The sequence below is a fragment of the Christiangramia sediminis genome (genome assembly GCF_020552705.1).
Classification (GTDB): Bacteria; Bacteroidota; Bacteroidia; order Flavobacteriales; family Flavobacteriaceae; genus Christiangramia; species Christiangramia sediminis.
Genome location: NZ_JAJBZG010000001.1, coordinates 98,653 through 122,956, shown reverse-complemented (window position 1 = coordinate 122,956; position 24,304 = coordinate 98,653). Strand labels below are relative to the sequence as shown.

General features: G+C 37.8%; 24 protein-coding genes and 1 tRNA gene. 15 read left to right on the top strand and 10 right to left on the bottom strand.

What is annotated here, in order from left to right; genetic code table 11:
* Positions 1-7: 7 nt before the first annotated feature.
* Positions 8-634: a class I SAM-dependent methyltransferase gene (locus LGQ90_RS00555; RefSeq protein WP_229337046.1), complete on the top strand. Its 627-nt coding sequence runs from the start codon at positions 8-10 to the stop codon at positions 632-634.
* Here LGQ90_RS00555 and mazG read toward each other — a convergent pair whose 3' ends face one another.
* From mazG to LGQ90_RS00535, 4 genes are all read right to left on the bottom strand, one after another.
* Positions 635-1,408, bottom strand: a complete 774-nt coding sequence (gene mazG / locus LGQ90_RS00550; RefSeq protein ID WP_229337044.1) for a nucleoside triphosphate pyrophosphohydrolase — start codon at positions 1,406-1,408, stop codon at positions 635-637.
* 211 nt (positions 1,409-1,619) lie between these two features.
* Positions 1,620-1,695 (bottom strand) — tRNA-His (locus LGQ90_RS00545).
* Between the two features lie 60 nt (positions 1,696-1,755).
* On the bottom strand, positions 1,756-2,472 hold the full coding sequence (gene bshB1 / locus LGQ90_RS00540) for a bacillithiol biosynthesis deacetylase BshB1 (protein WP_229337042.1): 717 nt from the start codon (positions 2,470-2,472) through the stop codon (positions 1,756-1,758).
* Positions 2,473-2,491: 19 nt separating this feature from the next.
* On the bottom strand, positions 2,492-3,640 hold the full coding sequence (locus LGQ90_RS00535; protein WP_229337040.1) for a trans-sulfuration enzyme family protein: 1,149 nt from the start codon (positions 3,638-3,640) through the stop codon (positions 2,492-2,494).
* A gap of 177 nt (positions 3,641-3,817) precedes the next feature.
* Here LGQ90_RS00535 and LGQ90_RS00530 point away from each other — a divergent pair, with 177 nt between their 5' ends.
* The 4 genes from LGQ90_RS00530 (at position 3,818) to LGQ90_RS00515 (ending at position 7,707) form a co-directional block, all read left to right on the top strand.
* Positions 3,818-4,864, top strand: coding sequence for an NAD(P)-dependent alcohol dehydrogenase (locus LGQ90_RS00530; protein ID WP_229337038.1), 1,047 nt, complete (start codon positions 3,818-3,820; stop codon positions 4,862-4,864).
* Position 4,865: 1 nt separating this feature from the next.
* Positions 4,866-5,243 carry a PH domain-containing protein gene (locus tag LGQ90_RS00525; RefSeq protein ID WP_229337036.1) on the top strand — a complete coding sequence of 126 codons (378 nt, stop codon included), beginning with the start codon at positions 4,866-4,868 and terminating at the stop codon, positions 5,241-5,243.
* A gap of 231 nt (positions 5,244-5,474) precedes the next feature.
* Positions 5,475-6,710 (top strand): imidazolonepropionase, encoded by a 1,236-nt coding sequence (gene hutI / locus LGQ90_RS00520; protein ID WP_229337034.1) that lies wholly within the window; start codon positions 5,475-5,477, stop codon positions 6,708-6,710.
* 1 nt (position 6,711) lies between these two features.
* Positions 6,712-7,707, top strand: a complete 996-nt coding sequence (locus LGQ90_RS00515; RefSeq protein WP_229337032.1) for a formimidoylglutamase — start codon at positions 6,712-6,714, stop codon at positions 7,705-7,707.
* Here LGQ90_RS00515 and LGQ90_RS00510 read toward each other — a convergent pair whose 3' ends face one another.
* Positions 7,708-8,076, bottom strand: a complete 369-nt coding sequence (locus tag LGQ90_RS00510) for a DUF1622 domain-containing protein (protein ID WP_229337030.1) — start codon at positions 8,074-8,076, stop codon at positions 7,708-7,710.
* Between the two features lie 3 nt (positions 8,077-8,079).
* Positions 8,080-9,705, bottom strand: coding sequence for an alpha,alpha-trehalase TreF (gene treF / locus LGQ90_RS00505; RefSeq protein WP_229337028.1), 1,626 nt, complete (start codon positions 9,703-9,705; stop codon positions 8,080-8,082).
* A gap of 105 nt (positions 9,706-9,810) precedes the next feature.
* Here treF and LGQ90_RS00500 point away from each other — a divergent pair, with 105 nt between their 5' ends.
* Together LGQ90_RS00500 and LGQ90_RS00495 are read left to right on the top strand one after the other, a co-directional pair.
* Positions 9,811-10,272, top strand: a complete 462-nt coding sequence (locus LGQ90_RS00500; protein WP_229337026.1) for a GNAT family N-acetyltransferase — start codon at positions 9,811-9,813, stop codon at positions 10,270-10,272.
* Between the two features lie 62 nt (positions 10,273-10,334).
* A complete protein-coding gene (locus LGQ90_RS00495) occupies positions 10,335-11,150 on the top strand; it encodes an MBL fold metallo-hydrolase (RefSeq protein WP_229337024.1) in 816 nt (271 codons plus the stop codon).
* A 287-nt stretch (positions 11,151-11,437) separates the two neighbouring features.
* Here the strand turns inward: LGQ90_RS00495 and LGQ90_RS00490 are convergent, their stop codons facing one another.
* Together LGQ90_RS00490 and sucC are read right to left on the bottom strand one after the other, a co-directional pair.
* On the bottom strand, positions 11,438-11,662 hold the full coding sequence (locus LGQ90_RS00490; protein WP_229337022.1) for a hypothetical protein: 225 nt from the start codon (positions 11,660-11,662) through the stop codon (positions 11,438-11,440).
* A 177-nt stretch (positions 11,663-11,839) separates the two neighbouring features.
* Positions 11,840-13,033 (bottom strand): ADP-forming succinate--CoA ligase subunit beta, encoded by a 1,194-nt coding sequence (sucC, locus tag LGQ90_RS00485; protein WP_229337020.1) that lies wholly within the window; start codon positions 13,031-13,033, stop codon positions 11,840-11,842.
* A 224-nt stretch (positions 13,034-13,257) separates the two neighbouring features.
* Between sucC and LGQ90_RS00480 the strand changes: the two genes are divergently transcribed.
* Together LGQ90_RS00480 and lysA are read left to right on the top strand one after the other, a co-directional pair.
* Entirely contained in the window at positions 13,258-14,433 is a 1,176-nt protein-coding gene (locus LGQ90_RS00480; RefSeq protein ID WP_229337018.1) for an MFS transporter, read from the top strand.
* Positions 14,434-14,541: 108 nt separating this feature from the next.
* Positions 14,542-15,777, top strand: coding sequence for a diaminopimelate decarboxylase (gene lysA / locus LGQ90_RS00475; protein WP_229337016.1), 1,236 nt, complete (start codon positions 14,542-14,544; stop codon positions 15,775-15,777).
* Between the two features lie 34 nt (positions 15,778-15,811).
* On the opposite strand, the gene LGQ90_RS00470 is transcribed toward lysA, so the two are convergent.
* Complete coding sequence (locus LGQ90_RS00470; protein WP_229337014.1) at positions 15,812-17,407, bottom strand: toxin-antitoxin system YwqK family antitoxin; 1,596 nt, start codon at positions 17,405-17,407, stop codon at positions 15,812-15,814.
* A gap of 228 nt (positions 17,408-17,635) precedes the next feature.
* Between LGQ90_RS00470 and LGQ90_RS00465 the strand changes: the two genes are divergently transcribed.
* The 6 genes from LGQ90_RS00465 (at position 17,636) to LGQ90_RS00440 (ending at position 23,434) form a co-directional block, all read left to right on the top strand.
* Complete coding sequence (locus LGQ90_RS00465) at positions 17,636-18,301, top strand: hypothetical protein (protein WP_229337012.1); 666 nt, start codon at positions 17,636-17,638, stop codon at positions 18,299-18,301.
* 115 nt (positions 18,302-18,416) lie between these two features.
* Positions 18,417-19,313 carry a CHAD domain-containing protein gene (locus LGQ90_RS00460; protein ID WP_229337003.1) on the top strand — a complete coding sequence of 299 codons (897 nt, stop codon included), beginning with the start codon at positions 18,417-18,419 and terminating at the stop codon, positions 19,311-19,313.
* Between the two features lie 33 nt (positions 19,314-19,346).
* Positions 19,347-20,129: a cyclase family protein gene (locus tag LGQ90_RS00455; RefSeq protein WP_229337001.1), complete on the top strand. Its 783-nt coding sequence runs from the start codon at positions 19,347-19,349 to the stop codon at positions 20,127-20,129.
* A 6-nt stretch (positions 20,130-20,135) separates the two neighbouring features.
* Entirely contained in the window at positions 20,136-20,693 is a 558-nt protein-coding gene (locus tag LGQ90_RS00450) for a 2'-5' RNA ligase family protein (RefSeq protein WP_229336999.1), read from the top strand.
* 226 nt (positions 20,694-20,919) lie between these two features.
* On the top strand, positions 20,920-22,305 hold the full coding sequence (locus tag LGQ90_RS00445; RefSeq protein WP_229336997.1) for an FAD-binding oxidoreductase: 1,386 nt from the start codon (positions 20,920-20,922) through the stop codon (positions 22,303-22,305).
* A 193-nt stretch (positions 22,306-22,498) separates the two neighbouring features.
* Positions 22,499-23,434: an isoaspartyl peptidase/L-asparaginase family protein gene (locus LGQ90_RS00440; protein ID WP_229336995.1), complete on the top strand. Its 936-nt coding sequence runs from the start codon at positions 22,499-22,501 to the stop codon at positions 23,432-23,434.
* Here the strand turns inward: LGQ90_RS00440 and LGQ90_RS00435 are convergent.
* Positions 23,422-24,294, bottom strand: a complete 873-nt coding sequence (locus LGQ90_RS00435; protein ID WP_229336992.1) for a cyanophycinase — start codon at positions 24,292-24,294, stop codon at positions 23,422-23,424. The genes LGQ90_RS00440 and LGQ90_RS00435 overlap by 13 nt on opposite strands.
* Positions 24,295-24,304 lie beyond the last annotated feature (10 nt).

Here is a 24,304-nt window from a genome sequence, read left to right as displayed (position 1 = left end):
AAAAATTATGCCTTGCAGCCTATGCAATCGCGCCACCCGCAATTTTGAAATCATCAAAGAGCGGGAATATGTGCAGTGTACAGGTTGCAAGGCTATTCTTCTTTCTCCTCAACATCACCTTAGTCCACAAGCTGAAAAATACCGGTACATCCTGCATAACAATGATGTAAATGATCCGGGGTATATTCATTTCGTAAATCCACTTGTGCAGCAAATAAAATCTGATTTTAGTTTGGTTGACAAAGGCCTTGATTTTGGTTGTGGAACGGGTCCGGTAATTGCTTCGGAATTGGAAAAATCTGGCTTTCAACTGGAACTATACGACCCCTATTTTAAACCGAATAAAAAGGTGCTAAAGGGTTCATTTGATTTTATAATCTGTTGCGAAGTGATGGAGCATTTTCAGAACCCACTAAAGGAATTTAAATTATTACGTTCACTTTTAAAATCTTCAGGAAAATTATATTGTAAAACTTCAGTTTGGGATGAAGCAATAGATTTCCATAACTGGCATTACAAAGACGATCTAACCCATGTGATTTTCTACAATAAAGAGACTTTGAATTGGATAAAAGAGCACCTGAACTTTTCTTCTTTAGAGATACAGGAAGAATTTATAATTTTTTGTGCCTAACTATAGTTTTTTCGCTTCATTCCAGAAAACATCCATTTCTGCAAGGCTCATATCCTTTAGAGCTTTATTCTTCTCGCTGGCTTTTCCTTCCAGATACTGAAAACGTTTAATAAACTTCTTATTGGTGCGTTCTAAAGCATTCTCAGGGTTCACATTCAGAAATCTGGCATAATTTACCATGGAGAAGAGAACATCGCCGAATTCGGCTTCTATTTCGTCTTTATTATCAACATTGATCTCGTGCTGAAGTTCCTCCAGCTCTTCCTTCAATTTTTCAAATACCTGCTGTGGCTCTTCCCAGTCAAACCCAACCCCGGCAACTTTTTCCTGGATCCTACTAGCTTTAACTACAGCCGGCAAGGATCTGGGCACGCCTTCCAGCACACTTTTCTTACCCTCCTTAAGTTTGAGATTCTCCCAATTCCTTTTTACTTCTTCCTCATCGGCAACCTCAACATCTCCATAAATATGTGGATGTCTATCGATCAATTTATCACAAATACTATTGGCAACATCTGCAATATCAAAGTCATTGGTTTCACTTCCAATTTTTGAATAGAATACCAAATGAAGAAGTACATCGCCCAGCTCTTTCTTGATCTCTTCCATATCCTTATCCAGAATGGCATCTCCAAGCTCGTAGGTCTCTTCAATAGTAAGATGTCTTAAAGATTCCATGGTTTGCTTCCTGTCCCATGGGCATTGCTCCCTAAGTTCATCCATAATGGTAAGCAGCCTGTCAAAAGCTTTTAACTGATCTTCGCGTGAATTCATCCTGAAAATTGATTTTTGTAAAAATAGGATTTCGAAGGTGGAATTTTGAATTTATTCCACGAAAAAACCTGTTATCACATTCTGTCATCCTGAACTTGTACCAGGATCTCATCCCATATCTAGTGAATTAAAACAGAAACCAAACAAATACAGAGTGAGATTAAATTTATCCCACAAAAAAAGTCCTTCATTTCTGAAGGACTTTGCTTTTGGGTGGAAGACCGGTTTCGAACCGGCGACCTCCGGAACCACAATCCGGCGCTCTAACCAGCTGAGCTACAACCACCATTTGATTAGCGGTTGCAAATGTAAGTTATTTGTACAATTTCGCAAAGAAAAAATTTCAATTAAATAAGGTCAAATATAGAATCTACCGCCACATTCCTTTCTACATTGAAACCTTCGGCATGTTCTGTACTAATAAGTCTTCCCATATCCTGAGCCCGGTAAGTAATGCTATCCAGAAAGTTACTGCTTGAAATGGGGGTTTGCGGCTCCTTACTATTCTCGTCAAAAAACTGTGAGCGATAAGCTAAAACCGACTCTAATTTTTTATCTAAATATCCTGAAATATCAACTACAAAATCAGGTTGCAGATTTTTCCATTGTATATAATGAAAAACATGTTTGGGTCTCCAGGCTGCCTGCTTGTTACCATTCATGATCGTTTCTATTTTACGAAGTCCGCTAAGAAAACAGGCGTCACTTACCAGTTTTGCTCCCTTCCCATGGTCTATATGGCGGTCTTCAATAGCATTACAAAGCACGATCTCGGGTCTGTATTTTCTAATGATCTTAATAACCTCCAGTTTATGCGCAGTATTATTTTCGAAAAAAGCATCACTAAATTCCAGATTATGGCGCATTTTTACCCCCAGGATTTCTGCAGCAGCCTTCGCTTCTTTATCTCTAATCTCGGCTGTACCCCTGGTACCAAGTTCTCCCCTGGTAAGATCAAGAATTCCAACCTTTTTTCCCCGGTCTACCTCTTTTGCTATAGTCCCTGAGCAGCTTAATTCTACATCATCAGGATGTGATCCCACTGCCAGTATATCTAATTTCATATATATTTGTTTCTAAGTCTTATTTGCTTTTTTCAATGGCCTGTTCTATATCTTCCATCAGGTCTTCTACTTCTTCAATTCCCACTGAAAATCTCAATAAATTATCCTTGATCCCTTGTTTGGCTCTGTCTTCCTCACTCAATAATCCATGCGAGGTTTGCGATGGAAGCAGGATCGTACTTTCCACTCCAGCCAGGCTCATGGAAGGTTTAATTAATTCCAGGGCTTTCATAAATTCAGACGCATTTATCCTTTCATCTAACTCAAAAGAAAGCATACCTCCAAAAGCTTTCATTTGTTTTTTTGCGAGTTCATGATCTGGATGATCTTTTAAACCGGGGTAATACACCTTTGAAACCTGGGTATGAGCATTTAAAAATTCAGCCAGTTTCATTGCATTTTCGTTCTGGGCTTTCACCCTGATTCCCATTGTTTTAATACTTCGCTCTAACAGCCATACTGTATAATCGCTTAGGCTACCTCCAAAATTCTTGGCCATCTGAAAGATCCTTTCAATATTCTCTTCGGTAGAAATAACCGTTCCAGCAAGAATATCACTGTGGCCACCCATATATTTTGTAGCTGAATGTATCACGATATCAATTCCAAAATCTATAGGATTTTGATTTACCGGTGAAGCAAACGTATTATCGATCATACTTACCAGCCCATGCTCTTTGGTCAGTTGTGCAACCGCTTGCATATCTGTGATCCTGAGTAAAGGATTTGAAGGGGTTTCAATATAAATAACCTTCGTATTAGCTTTGATTTCGGCTTTAAGAGATTCAGCTTTGGCGTCTTTGGCAAAAGTATATTCAATCCCAAATTTATCAAATTCTTCTGTCGCCAGGTTACTGGTTCCTCCATAAAGCGAATCCTGAAAAACAACATGATCATCGGCTTTTAAAAAAGCCATTAATGAAGTACTTACCGCAGCCATTCCGCTTCCAAAGATGAGCGAAGCTTCGCCATGTTCAAGAGCGGCCATTTTTTTAGCCAGTGAAACCTGATTTGGAGTATTAAAATATCTCGGATATCTCTTGGTCTCAACATCTTCAAATGCATAGGAAGTGGACATATACAAAGGAGAAACTGCTCCTTTAAATTGCTTGTCTTCTAATTCTCCAACATGCGTACAAATCGTGTTGATTCCTTTGATCTTACTCATAAAGTATTTTTAAAAAATTCAGCCCTAATGTACTAAGAATTCTGATAAATGTGGTCATCTGGGTATAATTGGAAAAAGCTGGCTAAGACAGAAGTTAATTAAAGTTAAACCTTGAAACCTCCTGAGGTGATGCATCCTTTTTTCGGTAACTTTAAGCTTGAATAAAAAATTGAACCAATGAAGAATGTAAATGCATATGCAGCGAAGTCAAATGATGCTAATCTGGAGCCGTTTGATATTGAAAGAAGAGAGATTTTAGCAGACGATGTAAAGATCGAGATAGATTATTGTGGAGTTTGTCATAGTGATATTCACCAGGTTAGAAATGACTGGGGAAACAGCAAATATCCGGTAGTTCCGGGACACGAGATCATTGGACATGTTACCGAAGTAGGTAAGGATGTCAAAAACTATAAAGTAGGTGATCTTGTAGGGGTCGGTTGTATGGTAGATTCCTGCCAGGAATGTGATTCCTGTAAGGAAGATCTGGAACAATACTGTGAGAATGGAATGGTAGCTACTTATAACGGAGAAGACAAACACCTTGGAGGTCATACCTTTGGAGGCTATTCTGAATTGATCGTTGTAAAAGAGAAATTCGTTCTTAAAGTACCGGAAAACCTGGATACTAAAGCCGTTGCTCCACTTCTTTGTGCCGGGATTACTACCTGGTCACCATTAAGACAATGGAATGTAAAAAAAGGAGATAAGGTTGGAGTTGTAGGCCTTGGGGGTCTTGGTCACATGGGAGTAAAGTTTGCATCAGCGCTTGGAGCTCATACCGTAATGATCACGACTTCACCTGGTAAAGCTGAAGATGCCAAAAGACTTGGAGCAGATGAAGTTCTTATTTCTAAAAATGAAGATGAAATGAAAAAACACCAGGGTACATTTGATTTTATCCTGAATACTGTTCCCGTTGGCCATGATACTAATCCTTATGTAGGATTATTGAAACGTGACGCAACCATGACGCTTGTTGGAGCTATTGATGAAATAGATATTCATGGTGGCGGACTCATAATGGGAAGAAAAAGACTTGCCGGTTCTTTGATTGGCGGAATTAAAGAAACTCAGGAAATGCTTGATTTTTGCGGTGAGCATAATGTTGTTTCAGATATTGAAATGATCGACATTCAAAACATTAATGAAGCCTACGAAAGAGTTGTAAATTCTGATGTAAAATATAGATTTGTAATCGATATGAAATCTTTAAAGAGCTAATATGAGTATACTTTCTTCCCTTTTAGGAAATGCCGGAGCGATAGAAAAAGAAAAGCTTCAGGAGAAATATGGACAATTACTGATTTCTTCTGAAGAGATCGAAGCCGGATTCAAGATCATTCGGGATACTTTTATTTTTACCAATAAACGCCTCATCCTGGTGGATGTTCAGGGGCTTACGGGAAGTAAGATCGAATACTTTTCGGTCTTGTATAAAAGTATTACCAGGTTCAGCGTTGAAACTGCAGGAAGTTTTGACCTTGATGCAGAGCTGAAGATCTGGATCTCTGGAGAACAAACTCCTTCTATTTCCAAGCGTTTTAATAAGAAAGTAGATATCTATGAAGTTCAGAAATTATTAGCGGAGTATACGCTTTAAAATAATCCTGAAACAAGTTCATGGTGACGTAGTTCTATAATGAATTGTCGTCATGCTGAACTGGTTTCAGCATCTCATCGTATTAGCACCCCTTAGTAATGAAATTTTAAAAGCCACTTTTCGATTAAAGTGGCTTTTCTTATTTAAAGAATTTGCAAGACCTCTTTTATTCTAAGTGGAGTTTATATCTTTGTTTTTTAGCATTTGTTGAACGATCAATCCAAAAAATATATGAGATTACTGCTAACCAATATCAGGGAATTATTACAGGTTAGGGAACAAAATATCCGCAAGGTTTCCGGAAGTGAAATGAAAGAACTTCCCTCTATTAAAAATGCCTGGCTTTTAATTGAAGATGATAAGATTGCCGATTTTGGTTCTATGGATAATTTACCGGAATTGAATGCTGATAAAACCATTGATGCCACCGGAAAGATCGTGCTGCCCACCTGGTGTGATTCTCATACACATATTGTATATGCTGGTAACCGCGAGCTCGAATTTGCTGATCGCATTAACGGACTGAGTTATGAAGAGATCGCTAACCGTGGAGGAGGAATTCTGAACAGTGCGAAAACACTTCAGGAAACACCGGAAGATGAAGTCTACAAGCAGTCGTCTAAGAGACTGGAAGAAGTGATGAAGCTTGGTACCGGAGCAGTGGAAATCAAATCCGGTTACGGACTTACCGAAGAAGCCGAACTAAAAATGCTTCGGGTGATCAAAAAGCTAAGAGAAAATTATGATCTACCCGTAAAATCTACTTTTTTAGGAGCACATGCGATTCCGAAGGAATATAAAAACGATCCGGATGCCTATATGGATCTGGTGATCAAGAATATCTTACCAAAAGTTGCTGAGGAAAAACTGGCCGACTATATCGATATCTTTTGCGAGAAAGGTTACTTCAGCGTAGAAGACACCAATAAATTATTAAGCGCTGCTAAAGAATTTGGGTTAAAACCAAAGATACACGTAAATCAATTTAATGCTATTGGTGGCGTGAAAGCAGGCGTTGAACATGACGCTCTAAGTGTAGATCATTTAGAAGTAATGAATGATGAAGACATAGAAGTATTGAAAGGCTCTAATACCATGCCCGTAGCACTTCCCTCCTGTTCTCTTTTCCTTAGTATTCCCTATACTCCGGCCAGAAAGATTTTAGATGCGGAACTACCACTAGCCCTGGCCACCGATTTTAACCCGGGGAGTACTCCCAGCGGAAATATGAACCTGGTGGTTTCCCTAGCCTGCATAAAAATGAAGATGACCCCGGAAGAAGTTATAAATGCTGCAACCATCAACGGAGCTTACGCTATGGAATTAAGCGATACCCACGGGAGTATAACTAAAGGAAAAATGGCTAATTTTATAGTAACCAAAGATATCCCCTCCTACACTTTCCTGCCCTATGCTTTTGGAACCAATTCTATTGAATCGGTTTATATTAATGGGAAAATAGTATAATATGAATGGATTAAAAATTTACCGCCCGGCCAATATTGAAAAGCTTATCTCCAAAAGAAATGGAGAAGTAAAGTTTGGCGAGAACTTACATTTTGTAAGTAATATTGATGAACTTGAAAAGAATGCTGCCAAATACGTATTACTGGGAATTCGGGAAGATATTGGGGTAAGAGCCAATTATGGAAAAACCGGAACCTCAAATGCATGGAACGCAGCCTTAAAATCACTTGTCAATATTCAGGTGAATAGGTTCAATAATCCTGAAAATATAATTCTGCTGGGGGAACTGGACTGCGACAAACTGATGGAAAAAGCTGCTAATATAGATAAGGCAGATCCTAATTATTATCCCAAACTTGGGGACCTGGTAAAACAGATTGATCTATTACTGGCAGATATTATTGAAAAAATTGTTTCTCAGCATAAAATACCGATCATCATCGGTGGAGGCCATAACAACGCCTACGGGAATATAAAAGGTTCTGCTAAAGCTTTAAATGATCCTATTAATGTAGTAAATATCGATGCGCATACAGATCTAAGGCAATTGGAGCATAGACATAGCGGGAATGGTTTCAGCTATGCGATAGAAGGCCAGTATCTGCGCAAGTATGCTGTCTTCGGATTACATAAAAACTATACCCCGGAATATATTTTGCAGGAAATGGATGCATCAGATTATATGGAATATTATTTATCTGAAGATCTAATGCGATACCCAGACGAGATGCAAAGAAGATTTCAGCAATGCCTGGAAAAAATAAATAAATCGCATTATGGTTTGGAAATGGACTGTGATGCCATTTCCAATTTTCCCAGCAGTGCAAAGTCACCGGCCGGCTTTTCAGTTAACGACATTAGGAATTTTATAGATACTGCGTCTAAAAGTGAGAACTGCTGCTATTTTCATATATGCGAAGCGGCTCCAACTGAAAAGAATGCTGACCAGGTGGGAAAAGCCCTCTCATATTTTATTTCAGATTTTATTCGTGATTAATCAGGCATCCTGATCAAGTCTTTTCTCTGAAGGAGTACGCTGCCAGGGAAACCTTCCTTCAATCTCCAGTTCAATGGACAAACTTAAAAAGGTCCTGATTAGAACGATAACTCCCAAAGTGAGTACCTTATTCATGGTAGGTTCAGTGACCACGGTAGCAATAATATCTGCCGCCACCAGGATCTCCAAACCTAAAAGGATTCCTTTTCCCAATTCCTGACGCAGGATTTTATAGGAACGTTTTTCGCCATTCTGCATTGAAAAAATAAACTTCCAAAGCGACAATATCGTTCCGATTAAAATTGTTAAAACACCCCCAACTTCAATGATCCTGGCTATCACTTCAATATAAAATTTTATATTCTCCATAGTTTAATTTTCTGAAGATAATTTTTGATACACTCCATTTGTCCATCCAAAACCATCCTGAGTGGGGTATTCTCCTCCTCCGCTTTCTTTGGAAAGATCTTCTACATTATATTTTTCGAGCATTTTGTAGGTTCGCCCATAAACATCCTTGTTTAATTTTAACCATCTGGATTTGATTTCTCCGGCCAGATCATTTTGATCATAATTTCTAAGTCCCTGGATAGAAAGCCACTGTAAAGGAGCCCATCCGTTTGGGGCATCCCATTGCTGGCCGGTGTTATAAGGAGTGGTCACCACTCCTCCGGGTTTTAAAAAGTCTTTTTCTAACTTATCCGCAATTTTTTCAGCCTGTTCCTTTCTTGCAATTTCAAAGAATAAAGGATACACGCCCGCCAGTGAAAACTGCTCAGTTAGGGTTGCTTTCCTAAAATTATAATCCATAAAAAAACCAACTTCCTCACTCCAGTGATATTTTAAAATCGCCAACTTACGATCTTCCGCCTTTTGAGTGAACTCTTTCGCTTTTTCCTTATCCCCCGCAATCTGTGCTGCTTCAGAAATTGTACTTTCTAAATTATACATTAAAGAATTAAGGTCTACCGGAACAATATCTGTGGTGTGTATCGTAGAAAGATCAAACTTTCCATTTTCATTTCTGTTAAGCCATCTGCTGGAAAAATCCCAACCAGATTCCGCTCCGGCTCTCAGGTTTCTGTAAACCTCTTCTTTGGTAAGATCAGGGTTTTGCGCGATGGCTTCTTCAGTAGTTTTCACATCTTCCCGGTAACTCTCAGGTCTGGGAGTAGTATTATCGTCCCAGTACCGGTTTAAAATTTCACCATCTTTCAACTTAACCACTCTTCTATAGGCCTTTCTATTCTCAAGACTGGAACTTCCATCCATCCAGAAATTATATTCTTTTTCAAGTTCCGGCAGATATTTGGCTAAAACTCTTTCTCCTTTTTCCTCGGCAAGAACTTTCAGCATCATAGCAAAGAATGGTGGCTGTGATCTCCCCAGGTAATAAGTTCTGTTGCCATTAGGAATAAAACCATATTCATTAATCAAATACGCAAAATTATCTACCATATTCTGAATCGTCTCAATTTCTCCATCTTCCTGCAGCCCCAGCATGGTAAAATAGCTATCCCAGTAATAGATCTCCCTGAACCGGCCACCCGGAACAATATACGGCTCGGGTAAAGGAATAAGAGTACCAGATTTTCTTTCATCGGAAGGTCTTTTTAAGTCATCCCATAATTTGCCAATATGAGCGTTTATAGAAGATGAATCTGTTTCAAATTCAAAATCATTCCCCGGTAATTGGAAATGCTGTTCCACAAATTCTTTGATCCCTTTTGTGGTCGTATCTTCCAGCATATTGTATCGTTGTCTTATAAGACCAACATTATATTCGGGCTTTACATCCACAAAAGTTTTACTATCGGGAAAGATCTCCCTGGTCTGCACATCATAGAAAAGTTCACCATATAATTCTGCGGGAGGAAGAATTTCAATTTCATTTTCAATTTTATCAAGTTCCTGTTCGGGATCCGGTCCAATTTTGCAGGAAATAAAAAGGGAAATTATCAATAGATAATTAAAATACGGGAAAAGTCGGTTCTTCATAGTTTCAGTTTAATTCCCTATAAATATAAGAGATTTCAGAGATTCATTTTTGTTAGGGCAATTATCCATTGTATTTAATATTTTTGAATTCTAAAAAAAATTGAAATGGAAATAGTCTCCTGGCAACCTGAATATTCCGAAGAATTTAAGAATATGAACCTTCACTGGCTAAAAGAATTCTTCTGGGTAGAGCCACATGACGAAGATGTTCTGGGTAATCCTAAAAAATATATCATCGATCCCGGCGGGAATATACTTTTTGTAAAGGAAGAGGATGACTCTATCATAGGTTGTGTAGCTCTTATGAAAATGGAGGATAATATTTTTGAACTTACAAAAATGGCCGTAAAACCGGAACACCGCGGAAAAAAAATAGGTCAGCAGTTAATGAAATATACTATAGATTTTGCCAGAAAGAATGAATGGAAGGAACTTATAATCTATAGTAACAGAAAACTGGAAAATGCCATACATCTTTATAAAAAATATGGCTTTGAAGAAATTCCCATCGAAAAAAATAATCCCTATACGCGAGGTGATATTAAAATGAGTCTAAACCTTTCATAAATATTTATTAATGTAAAGCTTACTCCATAGAGCCTTCTTTACATTTATATAAAATTTTGATTATGAGAAAAATAACTACCCTTATTGCTTTTAGTATTCTGCTAATAGGCTGTAAAAATGACAAAAATTCTGAAGACTCTGAAAATGAAGCTAAAACTGAAATAGCTGAAAACACTACTCCCAACGAAATGGAATCTGATTCCACCGAAATTGAGATAACCCCAATTTCACATGCCACGGCAGTATTTAAATGGGGAGACAAGGTATTTTATACCGATCCTGTGGGTGGAGCACAGGCATTTGAAGGAATGCAAAAACCAGATTTTATTCTTATCACCGATATACATGGAGATCACATGGATGCGGAGACGCTTCAGGCTCTTAACCTGGGAGAAACAAAAATTCTGGTGCCAGATGCAGTACAGAAAAAATTACCGGAAGAGATGCAAGAAAACCTTGTTGTAATAAACAATGGAGATTCAAAAGAATTTATGGGTTTCACGGTTAGGGCTATACCCATGTATAATCTTCCGCAGACTAAGGATGCAATGCATGTTAAGGGACGCGGTAACGGATATGTACTGGAAAAAAATGGCGAGAGACTTTATATTTCCGGAGATACCGAAGATATTCCCGAGATGCGTGATCTAAAAAATATTGATATAGCCCTGGTTTCAATGAATTTACCTTATACCATGCCTGTAGATCAGGCTGCGGAAGGGGTTCTAGCTTTTAAACCTAAGAAGGTTATCCCATATCACTATCGAGGAAAAGATGGATTTTCAGACGTGGAAAAATTTAAGACGCTGGTAAATGAAGGAGATAAAGATATTCAGGTTGAATTAATGGAATGGTATCCTGAAAAGGATAAATCTTAATTTCATAAAGAAGCCGTCTTTCTATAGTTTTTGCATACGCGATTTGCAAAATTTTTCATGTTGGCTAATTCAAATTCAACAGTATTTCAACGTAAATGCTTTAGAGAAAGACGGCTTTTCATATTTTTCAGAAAAACACACTTAAAGATAAATACTAAATAGGAATTTAACAAAAATATTTATATATAATTCACTGATAATCAAATATTTTTAATCTTTTTGTAAATTAAAAATCTTCTTTTTATTAACTGAGTTCCTTCAATTTCTAAGGCACTGGACCATTATTCTCAGGCATGAGAACAGATAGCAGATTTGATCGAACAACTCCTAATTTTTTGTGGTTCATCAAACTGTAAATGGTTTACCTTATACTTAAAAAATTGATCAACATTTTCGGTTTTAGTATCTGTTGAAAGAGCGGCATATCCCATATCTCTATCTAAATTTAAATTAGCCTTACCTGCAATGGCAAAAAATATGACAGCGAAGAGAAAATAATGGATCCTTTTCATAATTATTCTTTAGTTGTTCTATTTAAAAGACGATAGAAAAAGAGAATCGTTACACTAAAAAATACGGTTTAACATTTTGAGAATGAACACTGTACTAAAGATGGATAGTATTTAAAATAATTGCATAAAAAAACCCCACGCAAGCGCGTGGGGTTCTTTTTATATGTAATTTATATACTAGGAAAGAACTTCCTGTACTTTATCGGCAGCTTCCTGGAACTGTACTGCACTGTACACTTTAAGTCCACTGTTATCTATAAGTTCTTTTGCGATATCGGCATTTGTTCCCTGTAATCGCACAATAATTGGCACATTCATCGCATCTCCCATATTTTTGGATGCATCAACAATACCCTGAGCTACACGGTCACATCGAACGATTCCTCCAAAAATATTTACAAGTATAGCTTCCACTTTATCATCTTTAAGGATAAGTCTGAATGCCTCTTCTACTCTTTTAGCGTCTGCAGTACCTCCTACGTCAAGGAAGTTTGCAGGTTCACCACCAGCTTGCTTGATAAGGTCCATCGTTGCCATGGCAAGTCCGGCACCATTTACCATACATCCAACGTTTCCATCAAGATCTACGTAGTTAAGTCCAACTTCTCTAGCTTCAACTTCAGTTGGATTTTCTTCACGAACATCACGCATTTCAGCATAGTCTTTATGACGGAAAAGTGCATTATCATCTAAAGTTACCTTAGCATCAACAGCCATGATCAAATCATCACTTGTTTTTAGCACCGGGTTAATTTCGAATAATGAAGAATCAGATTTTTCGAAAGCCTCATATAAAGACATTACGAATTTCGTCATTTCTTTAAATGCCTTCCCGCTTAATCCAAGGTTAAATGCGATACGACGTGCCTGAAAACCTAGAAGTCCTGTAGAAGGATCTATTTCTTCTGTGAATATAAGGTCTGGAGTTTCTTCAGCAACAGTTTCTATATCCATCCCACCTTCAGTAGAATACATGATCATGTTACGACCGGTAGCACGGTTAAGCAATACAGACATGTAGTACTCTTCCGGCTCATTATCTCCAGGATAATAAACATCTTCAGCTACGAGAACCTGGTGAACCTTTTTACCTTCAGCAGAAGTTTGAGGAGTAACAAGATTCATCCCAATGATCTCTCCTGCAATCTCTTCAACTTCCTTTAGGTTTTTAGCAAGTTTTACCCCACCACCTTTTCCACGGCCTCCTGCATGTACCTGCGCTTTGATCACATGCCAGCCAGTTCCGGTCTGTTCAGTTAGTTCTTTGGCAGCCTCAACTGCTTCTTTGGCATTTCTTGCCACAGTCCCACGTTGAATGCGAACTCCGAAACTGTTTAAAATCTCTTTTCCTTGATATTCGTGTATATTCATAATCAGCTATTTCTTCTGTTTTATTATGGAAGGCAAAAGTAACAAATACATACTATTGTACCAATCTTTTTTGAGCTTCTTAACGCTTCTCTAATCAGGGAAATCCAATAATCTCAATGCTTTGGCAAAATGAAGCCTCATAACGAAAAGGTTATCGTAGAAAAAATGGATATCTCTGGCATTAAACTTCATTCTCCTGTAAATTGCTCGTTTAATAGTTGCTTATGAAAAAGGCTTTATTAGCATTAGCGATAGGTGGTTTTGGAATTGGAATGACGGAGTTTGTGATCATGGGAATACTACCTGAAGTTGCTGAAGCTCTCAGCATTACTATTCCTGAGGCCGGCCATTTTATATCTGCCTATGCCCTGGGCGTGGTAGTGGGTGCACCCTTACTTACCGTTTTTGGAAATAAATGGCCACCGCATAAGGTTCTTCTGGGACTAATGGTCTGGTTTACCATTTTCAATACCCTCTCTGCTTTTTCAAATTCATATATGCTTTTATTGATCTCCAGATTTTTATCGGGACTGCCACATGGTGCATTCTTCGGGATTGGTGCAGTAGTGGCTGGAAAACTTGCCAAACCTGGCAAGGATGCACAGGCAATAGCTATCATGTTCACCGGACTTACCGTGGCAAATGTTATAGGAGTTCCTTTAGGAACCTGGTTGGGACAGAATTTTGAATGGGGAGTAGCCTTTCTTGCTGTTGGTGTTGTAGGGATATTTGCGGTTCTTAGTGTAAAATTCTGGATGCCTGAATTGCCTAAAAATGAATCAAACGGTTTCAAAAAAGATATAAAAGTTCTTAAGAAACCTGAATTATGGATGATCATTCTTTTAACAACCATAGGAACTGGTGGTTTTTTTGCCTGGTACAGCTATATAGCTCCATTAATTACAGATGTGGCCGGTCATGATGACAATATTGTAAGTTATGCTATGATCCTTGCGGGATTAGGGATGGTGGCAGGTAATTTTCTGGGTGCAAAACTCGCAGAAATGTTCAAGCCAATAAATGCAGTCATTATCGCCTTAGTCTTAATGGTAATTGCGCTACTTTCCAATACCTTCCTGGCCTATGACCAGATTGGTGTGCTTGTAATGACATTTATACTCCCTTTAATTGCCTTTTGTATCGCCACTCCTATACAAATGGCTGTGATCAATTCAGCAAAAGGTTCTGAAATGCTAGGTTCCTCTCTAAATCAGAGTGCATTTAATATGGGAAATGCCAGCGGGGCTTACCTGGCTGGTTTACCAATAGCTTATGGTTATGGCATTGTTTCCGCACAATACATAGGAGCTGCGATGGCTGGAATTGGAATTTTTATTGGTTTGGGAGTTATAATGATAAGACGACAGCAAACTGCGAAACTGGAATTGAGTAATACTTAAATTTAATTGCTTTCAGAAATTACAAAATGTACAAATCGGTTATATTTGATATAAGCCTTATTCGTACTTTAAGAAGTAATTTATTTTTGCTCAAAATATTTAAAAGAAATGACCCAGAAAGATCTACTTTCCATCACTGAAGAATTTGATAGTCCGGTATATGTATATGATGCCGATAAGATTATTTCACAATACCAGAGGCTTACCAATGCATTTAAAGTAAATGAACTTCGAATTCATTACGCGGTAAAAGCATTATCAAATATCTCTGTTCTGAAACTTCTGAATTTGCTGGGCTGTGGACTTGACACTGTATCTGTTCAGGAAGTCAGACTTGGTTTAAAAGCCGGAGTAGATCCTTCTAAAATTATATACACTCCAAATGGGGTTTCACTGGAGGAGATCGAAGAAGTTGTGAAATTAGGAGCGCAGATCAATATTGATAATCTTTCCGTATTAGAACAATTTGGTAGCAGACATCCTGAAATTCCCGTTTGTATCAGGATCAATCCGCACGTAATGGCGGGCGGGAATTCTAAGATCTCAGTGGGACATATAGATTCTAAATTCGGGATCAGTATACATCAAATGCCGCATTTATTGAGGATCGTAGAAAACACCGGGATGCATATTAATGGTATTCATATGCACACGGGAAGTGACATTCTTGATATTGGGGTATTTCTGTATGCTTCAGAAATTCTTTTCGAAGCTGCCCGTAATTTTAAGGAATTAGAATTTATCGACTTCGGAAGTGGTTTTAAAGTTCCTTACCGGGAGGGAGACATTGAGACCGATATCGAAGATCTTGGAGCACAATTAACCGAGAAATTTGAGAAATTTTGTAAAGAATATGGTAGGGAACTTGCGCTTGCTTTTGAACCCGGAAAATACCTTGTAAGTGAATCAGGAAAATTTCTAGCTAAGGTAAATGTGATCAAACAAACTACTTCTACAGTATTTGCAGGAATAGACACAGGCTTCAATCACTTAATAAGACCTATGTTCTATGGATCACATCACGAGATCACCAATATCTCTAATCCCGAAGCAAAACCGCGTTTTTATAGCGTGGTGGGCTATATCTGTGAGACCGATACATTTGGAAATAACCGAAGGATCGCAGAAATACGTGAGGGAGATATATTAAGTTTCAGTAATGCCGGAGCCTACTGTTTCTCTATGGCCAGTAATTTTAATTCCAGGTATCGCCCAGCTGAAGTAATGTGGTATAATGGCAAAGCCCATCTTATAAGAGAACGTGAAACTTTTGAAGATCTTACAAGACACCAGATAGAAATTAACTTTGAAACTTCTCCCAAAGAGTTGGTTGATAAAGAATAAACAGAAAAGCAGCCATCGGGCTGCTTTTTTATTATTAATTATGATATTGGGTATTTATCAGGTTTCCATTTTCATCATAATATTCTGTATATATCCTGGTTCCATCCTGATCATAAAATTCCTTATATTCTAAATTCCCATTATCATAAAAGTATTCAAAGGATTCCCTTTTATAATTTTCATTTAAAACAGTCCGTTCTCTAAGAATTCCATTTTCATACCACTCATACTTATAAACCCAGCCACTATAATTTCCATCTTCAAACCTGTAATAGTAGATATCAGTAAGTACCCCATCGTAAAAATTTTTCTCAACTTTTTCTGTAGCTTCGAAGGTAAATACAATCTTGTAGCCACTATTATAAAAAATGACCCACTCTTTTAAAAGTTCTTCTTCAGAATAATAAAAAATTGCATTTCCATTTGAAAATGTTTCTTCAACTTTTTCTAATGTATGATCATCTCTATAGGAATATTCAAAAGTAGATTGAGAATCATCACTGTTTAAGTAAAGCGCTGTCCTTACCTCATCAACATCGGAATAATTAAATTCATTCGAGGACTTTAAATTTCCATCTATCCCAAAAGTTTCAGTTCTAATAATATTTCCTTTTGAATCGTATTCATAATTATGAGTAAAGACTAACTGATCTTCAGAATTGTATGAAACCAAAGAGGTGACCCAGTTTTCAGAACTGAAAGCTTCAAACTCTTTTCTTTTAAAAATGACACCTGCTCCAGTAGTCAAATCTGTAATTAAATAATCAGAAGAATATCGTATTGTATAGTTTTCAGTATAAGTGGAAGGCCATCCATGATAATTATTTGTTTGAATTTTCAAATCAACACTCAAATTAACTGAATCATAATTTGAAAAATAAAATTCTTTAAAAATTCTAAAAGGATATTTCTCATAAGCGATAGATTTGATTAATTTTCCTGCACTATCAAATTCATGCTTCCAAAGCACAGCCCTAGTTGCACCCTTCCATAGTTCATAATGCCTCTCCACTCCAAAATAATTGGTAAAAGCAGGAAGGAAGTTAAAAGAAAACATATCTGTAGGGGCAAATTCCAATCCTAAAGTCTGAGCTAAATGAGCAGCTGCTCTTTCTGGATAGACAACCTCAAGACTAACCCCGGTATTTTGAAAAACTTCTAAAGCGATTTCTCCCAGTATCTGAATGATATTTTGAGTGAAATCTATTTCTAAAATACTAATCGCATCTGCTACTGCTGGAGAAATTTGGATACCATTTCCCGGATCCCCATCCTCGTCCAGAGTTTGCAGAAATGCAGCGATATTCTGAACTTCCAGGGTCTCAATAGTAGCATCGGGAGTCGAAGCAATAGAAATTGGGGACATTTCTTCAGATGCAGACGCACTTCCCAGTTTTATGCCACCAACATAAAAAGTTACGGTCTCCCCTTCTTCGTAATCATAATTACCATTTTCATCTGTATATCCGGAATGGGTCTCAGTTTCATACTTTAAGCCTTCAACCGGGGAATCAATAAAAACTCCCTGCAAAGTTCCTTGTGGATGCTCCGGTGGAATAGTATCATCGTCTTTGGCGCAGGAACTAAAAAAAATAATTGCAAGAACTAATAAAACAGGAAATCTTCTCATATTATAAAATTGCGAAGACTTGTAGGGAGGTCATCTGGTTGGTTAAGTATTATTTAAGTCTAACAGAAATTATAAACAAAAATCGAAACATCACCATCTACCATTTATTCTATTGTTCTGGAAATAATAATATTAGAAATTAATTTAAAAATAAGCTAAAATTTTTTAGAACTAACCGTTGATTTTTAATTTATTTGTTAAAATTTTAACTTAAACCGTTAGTTCTCAATGAAAATTTTAAAGCTAGTTTTTGCCTTAGCCGGATTGTTTTATATGACCAGCTGTGCCTCGGGCTATCAATCCATTCAACCGGAAAATCTTAATTATAACTCTAAGAAAAAGTCAGAAGAAGGGATCTCTTTAGCATATAAGTACGACCTGCTTCCAAAGAAATATGCTAAAAAGGAAAAAAAGAACGATGTAAGATTAATAGCCCTGGGAATTACCAACAATACCGATAGACAATTAGTTTTTGGAAAGGATTTTCAAATAGCTTATGAAGACGGTACTAATATCATGATGCTAAGTAAGGAAAAGACTTTTGGTGACCTAAAGCAAAAAGGCGCTTACCATTTGTTGTATTTATTACTAACACCTACTAATCTTACAACTACCACCACTTCCAACGGGTATACCCAAAGTCAAAGTTTTTTTCCTATAGGACTCATACTGGGACCTGGTCTTGCCGGGTACAACCTGATAAAGGCATCTTCAGCCAATAAAAGATTTAAAAATGATCTGGAAAATTATAATTTGATCGGAAAAACAATAAATCCGGGTGAGGAAAAATTCGGAATTATTGGAATTCGCTCCAATAGTTATGATGCACTGAAGATCCATTTTATTGGGAATCCGGAAACCGAAGAAAACAGACCAGTTTCAGAAGCCAGGTAAATGGTTCTTATATAAATTTATTCTATCCCTGTTCCTTAAGAGCAGGGATTTTTTTTAATAAAATTCTAAGTTTTTCTATGCCTTCAAATAAGTATCTTCATTACAAATTCTGAAAATGGTCTATAAACTGAATAAAGAAAAGAGTTTAATAAAAAATATTAGCAGCATCGCCAACGAGGAGATTGAGGCAAGCCTTGAAGCTCTGGAAACTCTGAATATACACGAGGCAATTCACGACATACGGAAGCGTCTCAAAAAACTTAGAGCGCTCTGCAGGCTGGTGCGGGATGAAATGGGCGAAGACAATTATAAATCTATAAATATTTATTTTCGGGACCTGGGAAAAGAAATCTCAGATTTTCGTGATCTCACTGCACATCTGGAGACCCTGGAAATGCTGAATGAACGTTTCGGAAAATATCTTTATGTAAACTTCTTTAGAACTTTTTCCAAACAAATAGAGGAAGAACGCGAACAGATGGAGAATAATTTGAGATCACAAAACTTCTTTTCAGAACATTTGGTCAAAAAATTGAAAAAAGCAAAACAAGAGCTGACCAGCTGGCCGGTAGAATCAAATAATATTGATATTATCTTACCAAGTATTGAACGTGTATACAAACGCGGACAGATGGCACTGCAAAAGGCATATGAGACCCCGGAAAAAGAAAACTTTCATGAATGGAGAAAACGGGTAAAGTATTTATGGTATCAAACGCTATTGCTTCAGGATACCTGGCCTAACTTTTTTGATACCCTGGAAGCTGAGATTCACGAATTAGCAGATCTTTTAGGAAATGACCATGATCTTATGGTATTAAAAGAAAAAATACTTGCCGGAGATTTCAGCTTAAAAGAGGAAACCCATCGTGAACTTATGATAGCCATCATCAATGAATACAGTAATTCCTTAAGAAGTAACGCAAAAACTAGAGGGGAACTTATCTATGCTGAAAGTCCGAAAGATTTCAAAAAAAGAATCGGAAAATACACTGAAATTAACTGGAATTGATTTCATAACTTATGGAAACAAAATTCCAGACTGATGAGAAATCTAATTCTACTCTGCATACTTATAATTAGCTATCCTGTCACAAGCCAGGAATTATCTTTCGATAAGCATGAAATTATAGATCTTACCCATGCATTTTCGCATGAAACGGTTTACTGGGTAACAGCCCGGGAGTTTAAGCTTGAAGAGGTGGCCAAAGGCAAAACCGAAAAAGGATATTATTATTCAGCCAATAATTTTTCTACTGCTGAACATGGTGGAACTCATATTGACGCGCCCATCCATTTTGCTGAGAACATGCAAAGTCTGGATGAAATTCCGTTGAAACAGTTGATCGGTAATGGAATTAAAATTGACATCTCAGCCAAAGCGCTTAAAACAAGTGATTATATCATCAGCATAGACGATCTTAAGGACTGGGAAAAATCTAATGGTAAAATTCCCGAACAGAGTATCGTTCTTTTCCAGACCGGCTTCGGAAAATTTTATCCCGATGCGAAAAAATATCTTGGTACAGATAAGAGAGGTTCTGAGGCAGTAAAGGAGCTTCATTTTCCAGGCCTTTCAACTGAAGCCGCCATCTGGCTTATTGAAAACAGGAAGATCAAAGCAGTAGGTCTCGACACCGCAAGTATAGATTTTGGGCAATCTACAGACTTTGCCACGCACGTCGCTTTGATGTCCAGAAATATTCCTGCTTTTGAAAATGTGGCGAATCTCGATAGATTACCTTCCAGAGATTTTCAGATCATAGCTTTACCCATAAAAATTAAAGGTGGAAGCGGTGGCCCGTTAAGGATCATTGCCATAAAATAAATTTGTGTGAGCCATCAAAAGCATCCCCTGTATTTTATTGCGATCTTACCTCCTGAGAATATTAAAAGTGAGATCAAAGCTTTTAAGGAAAAGATAAAGCAAGAGCATGATGTAAAGCATGCTTTAAAACTTCCAGCCCATATTACCATTCAGATACCTTTCAGATTCGACGAAGAAAACGAGGCTATATTACTGGAAAACATCAAAACCTTTTCCAATAAAATAGTCCCTTTTAAAGTAGAACTTGATGGGTTTGGGAGATTCTCTAAAAATGTCATTTTCGTCAATGTATCAGATCATCAGCATCTTATAAAGCTTCATTTTGAATTACAGGAAACACTCAGGTCTTTTATTCCTCTGAAAAATCATGAAATTTCTTCAAAAATTCACCCACACTTAACTATAGCCGTACGGGATCTGAAAAGAAGTAATTTTCTCCCTATCTGGAATGAATTTGAAAACAAAGAATATAAAAACTCCTTCACCGCTAAGAACTTGGTTCTGCTAAAACATAATGGGCATCATTGGGATATTATTAAAAGTTTTGAATTCAAGACTTCTTAAATATATTTTTATATTTAAACAATTGATTATCAGAAATTAATACCATTTTGAAGGTTGTATTCCTATGGAATTGAGTATCTTGCAATACTGTTTTTCAGTTATTTAAATTAACTGATACGGATAGCCCTGCTGCTTTAAAAATTCATCTACACCTTTGCATTTCTTCTGCTTTTGCTCTTCCCCCCGGGAAATAAATATATCAATCAAATTTTTAAAATAGATCAGAATGAAGGCGCTAAAACTGGAAGATTCAAAGATGCAGGAATTGTCACATGCCCTAAGAGGCGAGTTAATTCTTGAAGGCGATGTGAATTATGAAGATTCACGCAAAATCTATAATGCCATGATCAATAAACATCCCGGCATGATCATTAAATGTGTCGATGCTGCAGATGTGGTAACGGCAGTTAATTTCGGAATAAAAAACAACATACTCACCGCAGTTAGAGGGGGCGGCCATAATGGAGGAGGCCTGGGAATTTGTGATGAAGGCCTGGTAATTGACCTTTCCGGGATAAAATATGTACGTGTGGATGCTTCAAATAAAACAGTAAGAGTGGGTGGAGGAAATCTATGGGGAGAAGTAGATCATGCCACCCATGCTTATGGTCTGGCCATTCCCTCAGGGATGATCTCTACCACAGGTGTAGGAGGTCTAACGCTGGGCGGTGGAGTTGGTCATCTTTCCAGAAAATTTGGACTTACCATAGATAATTTACTGGAAGCTGATATGGTTCTGGCAGATGGTAGTCTGGTTACTGTAAATAAAGATCAGAATTCAGATCTCTTCTGGGCGATTCGCGGCGGTGGAGGTAATTTTGGGATTGTGACCTCTTTCCTTTTTCAGGCACATGCCTTGACCAATGTTATTGGCGGACCTACTCTCTGGCCTATCGAAAAAACTGAAGAGATCATGAAATGGTATCATGAATTTTTACATAAGCAACCGGAAGACCTCAACGGGTTTGTTGCAACCATGGTAATTCCCGGTCCACCCTTCCCCGATTTTCTTCATAATAAGAAGTTTTGCGGTATTGTATGGTGCTATACAGGAAACCCGGATAAATTCAAGGAACTCTTTGAGCCGGTAAAAGCCATGGAACCTGTTTTTGAACATGTGGGCGAAATGCCTTATCCGGCCATTCAAACACTTTTTGACGGCTTAATGCCTCCAGGTTTCCAATGGTACTGGAGAGGTGATTTCTTTAGTGATATCCTGCCAGAAGCTTCCAAGAAACATTTAGAATTTGGCTCAAAGATCCCCACTCCCCTTTCACAAATGCATTTATATCCTATTAGCGGTGCTGCCGCAAAACCGGGGCCTGAAGACACAGCCTGGGCCTATCGTGATGCGAAATATGCCGGAGTATTTGTAGGAGTAGATCCCGACCCGGGAAAAGCACAGATAATTACTGACTGGTGCAAGGATTACTGGAACGCATTACATCCATTTTCTATGGGTGGATCTTATTCAAATTTCATGATGGAAGAAGGCCAGGAACGTGTGAAAGCATCCTTCAGGCACAATTATGATAAATTAAGAAAGATCAAGGCTAAATACGATCCGGATAATTTTTTCAGGGTAAATCAGAATATCGAACCAAAGGCCTGAAATAAGATTTTACAGTTACTTATTATTTAAGAAAAACTAAAACTTCCCTTCTTTAACATAAAGGAGGGAATGCTATTGCTGTGAAGTAATAAAGTTCAAATAACTACTTAAATTTTAACCTCTTTTTATCAGCAACCTAAGCTCATTCAAATTTGAATTTCACTACCTTAATATTCCATATTTTCACTTAAAAATGAATTCAAATTATTCGATAGCTATACATGGAGGTGCAGGGACCCTCATCAGAGGTAAAATGACCCCGGAAAAAGAAAAGGCCTACCGGAGTACTTTAAAACTTGCCCTTGAGGAGGGTTTCTCTATTCTGAAAAAAAAAGGTAGTGCATTAGATGCGGTTGAAAAAGCGGTAATAATAATGGAAGACTCCCCCCTGTTTAATGCCGGGAAAGGAAGTGTTTTTACGGCAAATGGCACCCATGAAATGGATGCGGCTATAATGGAGGGAAAAAACCTTAAAGCCGGTGCGGTAAGTTTAATTACCGGTATAAAAAACCCCATTTCCCTGGCTAGAATTGTTTTAGAAAAAAGTCCACATGTTCTGCTAGCAGGTTCCGGCGCCTTGGAATTCGCAAAATTAAATGGATTCAAATTAGAAAACGAAGATTACTTCTATGATGAATTTCGGTACCGGCAGTGGCAGGAACTAAAAGACAGTGATCACTTTCAATTAGATCACAGCGATAAAAAAGATTCAAAATTCGGAACTGTTGGTGCAGTTGCCTGTGATGTTGAAGGCAATGTCGCCGCTGCAACCTCCACCGGAGGAATGACCAATAAAAACTGGGGGCGTATTGGGGATACCCCCCTAATTGGAGTTGGTAATTACGCAAATAATGAAACCTGCGCCGTAAGTTGTACCGGTAGTGGAGAGTATTTTATACGTGGTGTAATTGCATATGATCTCTCCTGCCTGATGGAATATAAAGGTCTTTCCTTACAAAACGCTGCGGAAGAAGTTATTCATAAAAGACTTTTAAAGATAAATGGTGATGGAGGCTTAATCGCTGTGGATACTAAGGGGAATATTGCCATGCCTTTTAATACCGAAGGAATGTATCGTGGAATGCAGGATTCCACAGGCAAAAAAATGATTGCTATTTATGAAGAATGAATATCCTTTAAAGGTGTTTCCACATGTAATATCTTAACCTGGTGTTTTTCTATATTAAATATATCACCCTGGGCCAGAATATGAGTTTTAAGATTCGTTACAGACATTAATTCGCCCTTCTTTACGTATTTTTCTGTGTTATGTTCAAGTTCCCCCGGATCAAAAATAATGACCATCCCGGTCCCTACGATCTCAACAGTATTACATTCCTTAATAACCAATCCCGTATCTTCAGCGAGCCCGATGCCTACCATTTCAGGAAATTTTGCTACCGCCTCGGCTAATCTGCCAAATCTCCCACGTCTAATAAAATGAGAATCAATAATCAGTTTCTGAAGAAAACCCATTCCTTTACTCATCCCAACAGCTCCTTTCACAAAAGCCTCTTTGTGTCTGCCGCCGGTAATCATTTCCTCAGACATGCACATGGCCCCAGCACTGGTTCCAGCAATCACCAGGGAACTATTATGATACCTGTCCATGAGTATTGTATGAATGGAAGTGTCTTTGATTTTATTTATAATTTCCGACTGATTTCCTCCTGAAAACATTACGCAATCTGCTTTCGTAATAAGATCTATATTCTCCTGTTTTTCTGAATCTTCACGACTTCTTATATCTGCTATTCTGATGTTCCTACATCCTAGCTTGCCAAATGCTTCAAGATAACTTTCACTCACCTGAACCGGGATACTTGAAGCGGTAGGAATAACCACAATCAATGCATTCACTCCCCCACTTTCAATCACTAACCTGGAAAGAATTCCTTTTTCAATTTTTTCCGTATGAAATTTTTCATTGGTCCTGGTTCCCTTGTTTTCATTTCCACCAATAGGAATTAATGTTCCTTTAGATTTCATTAACGCAACT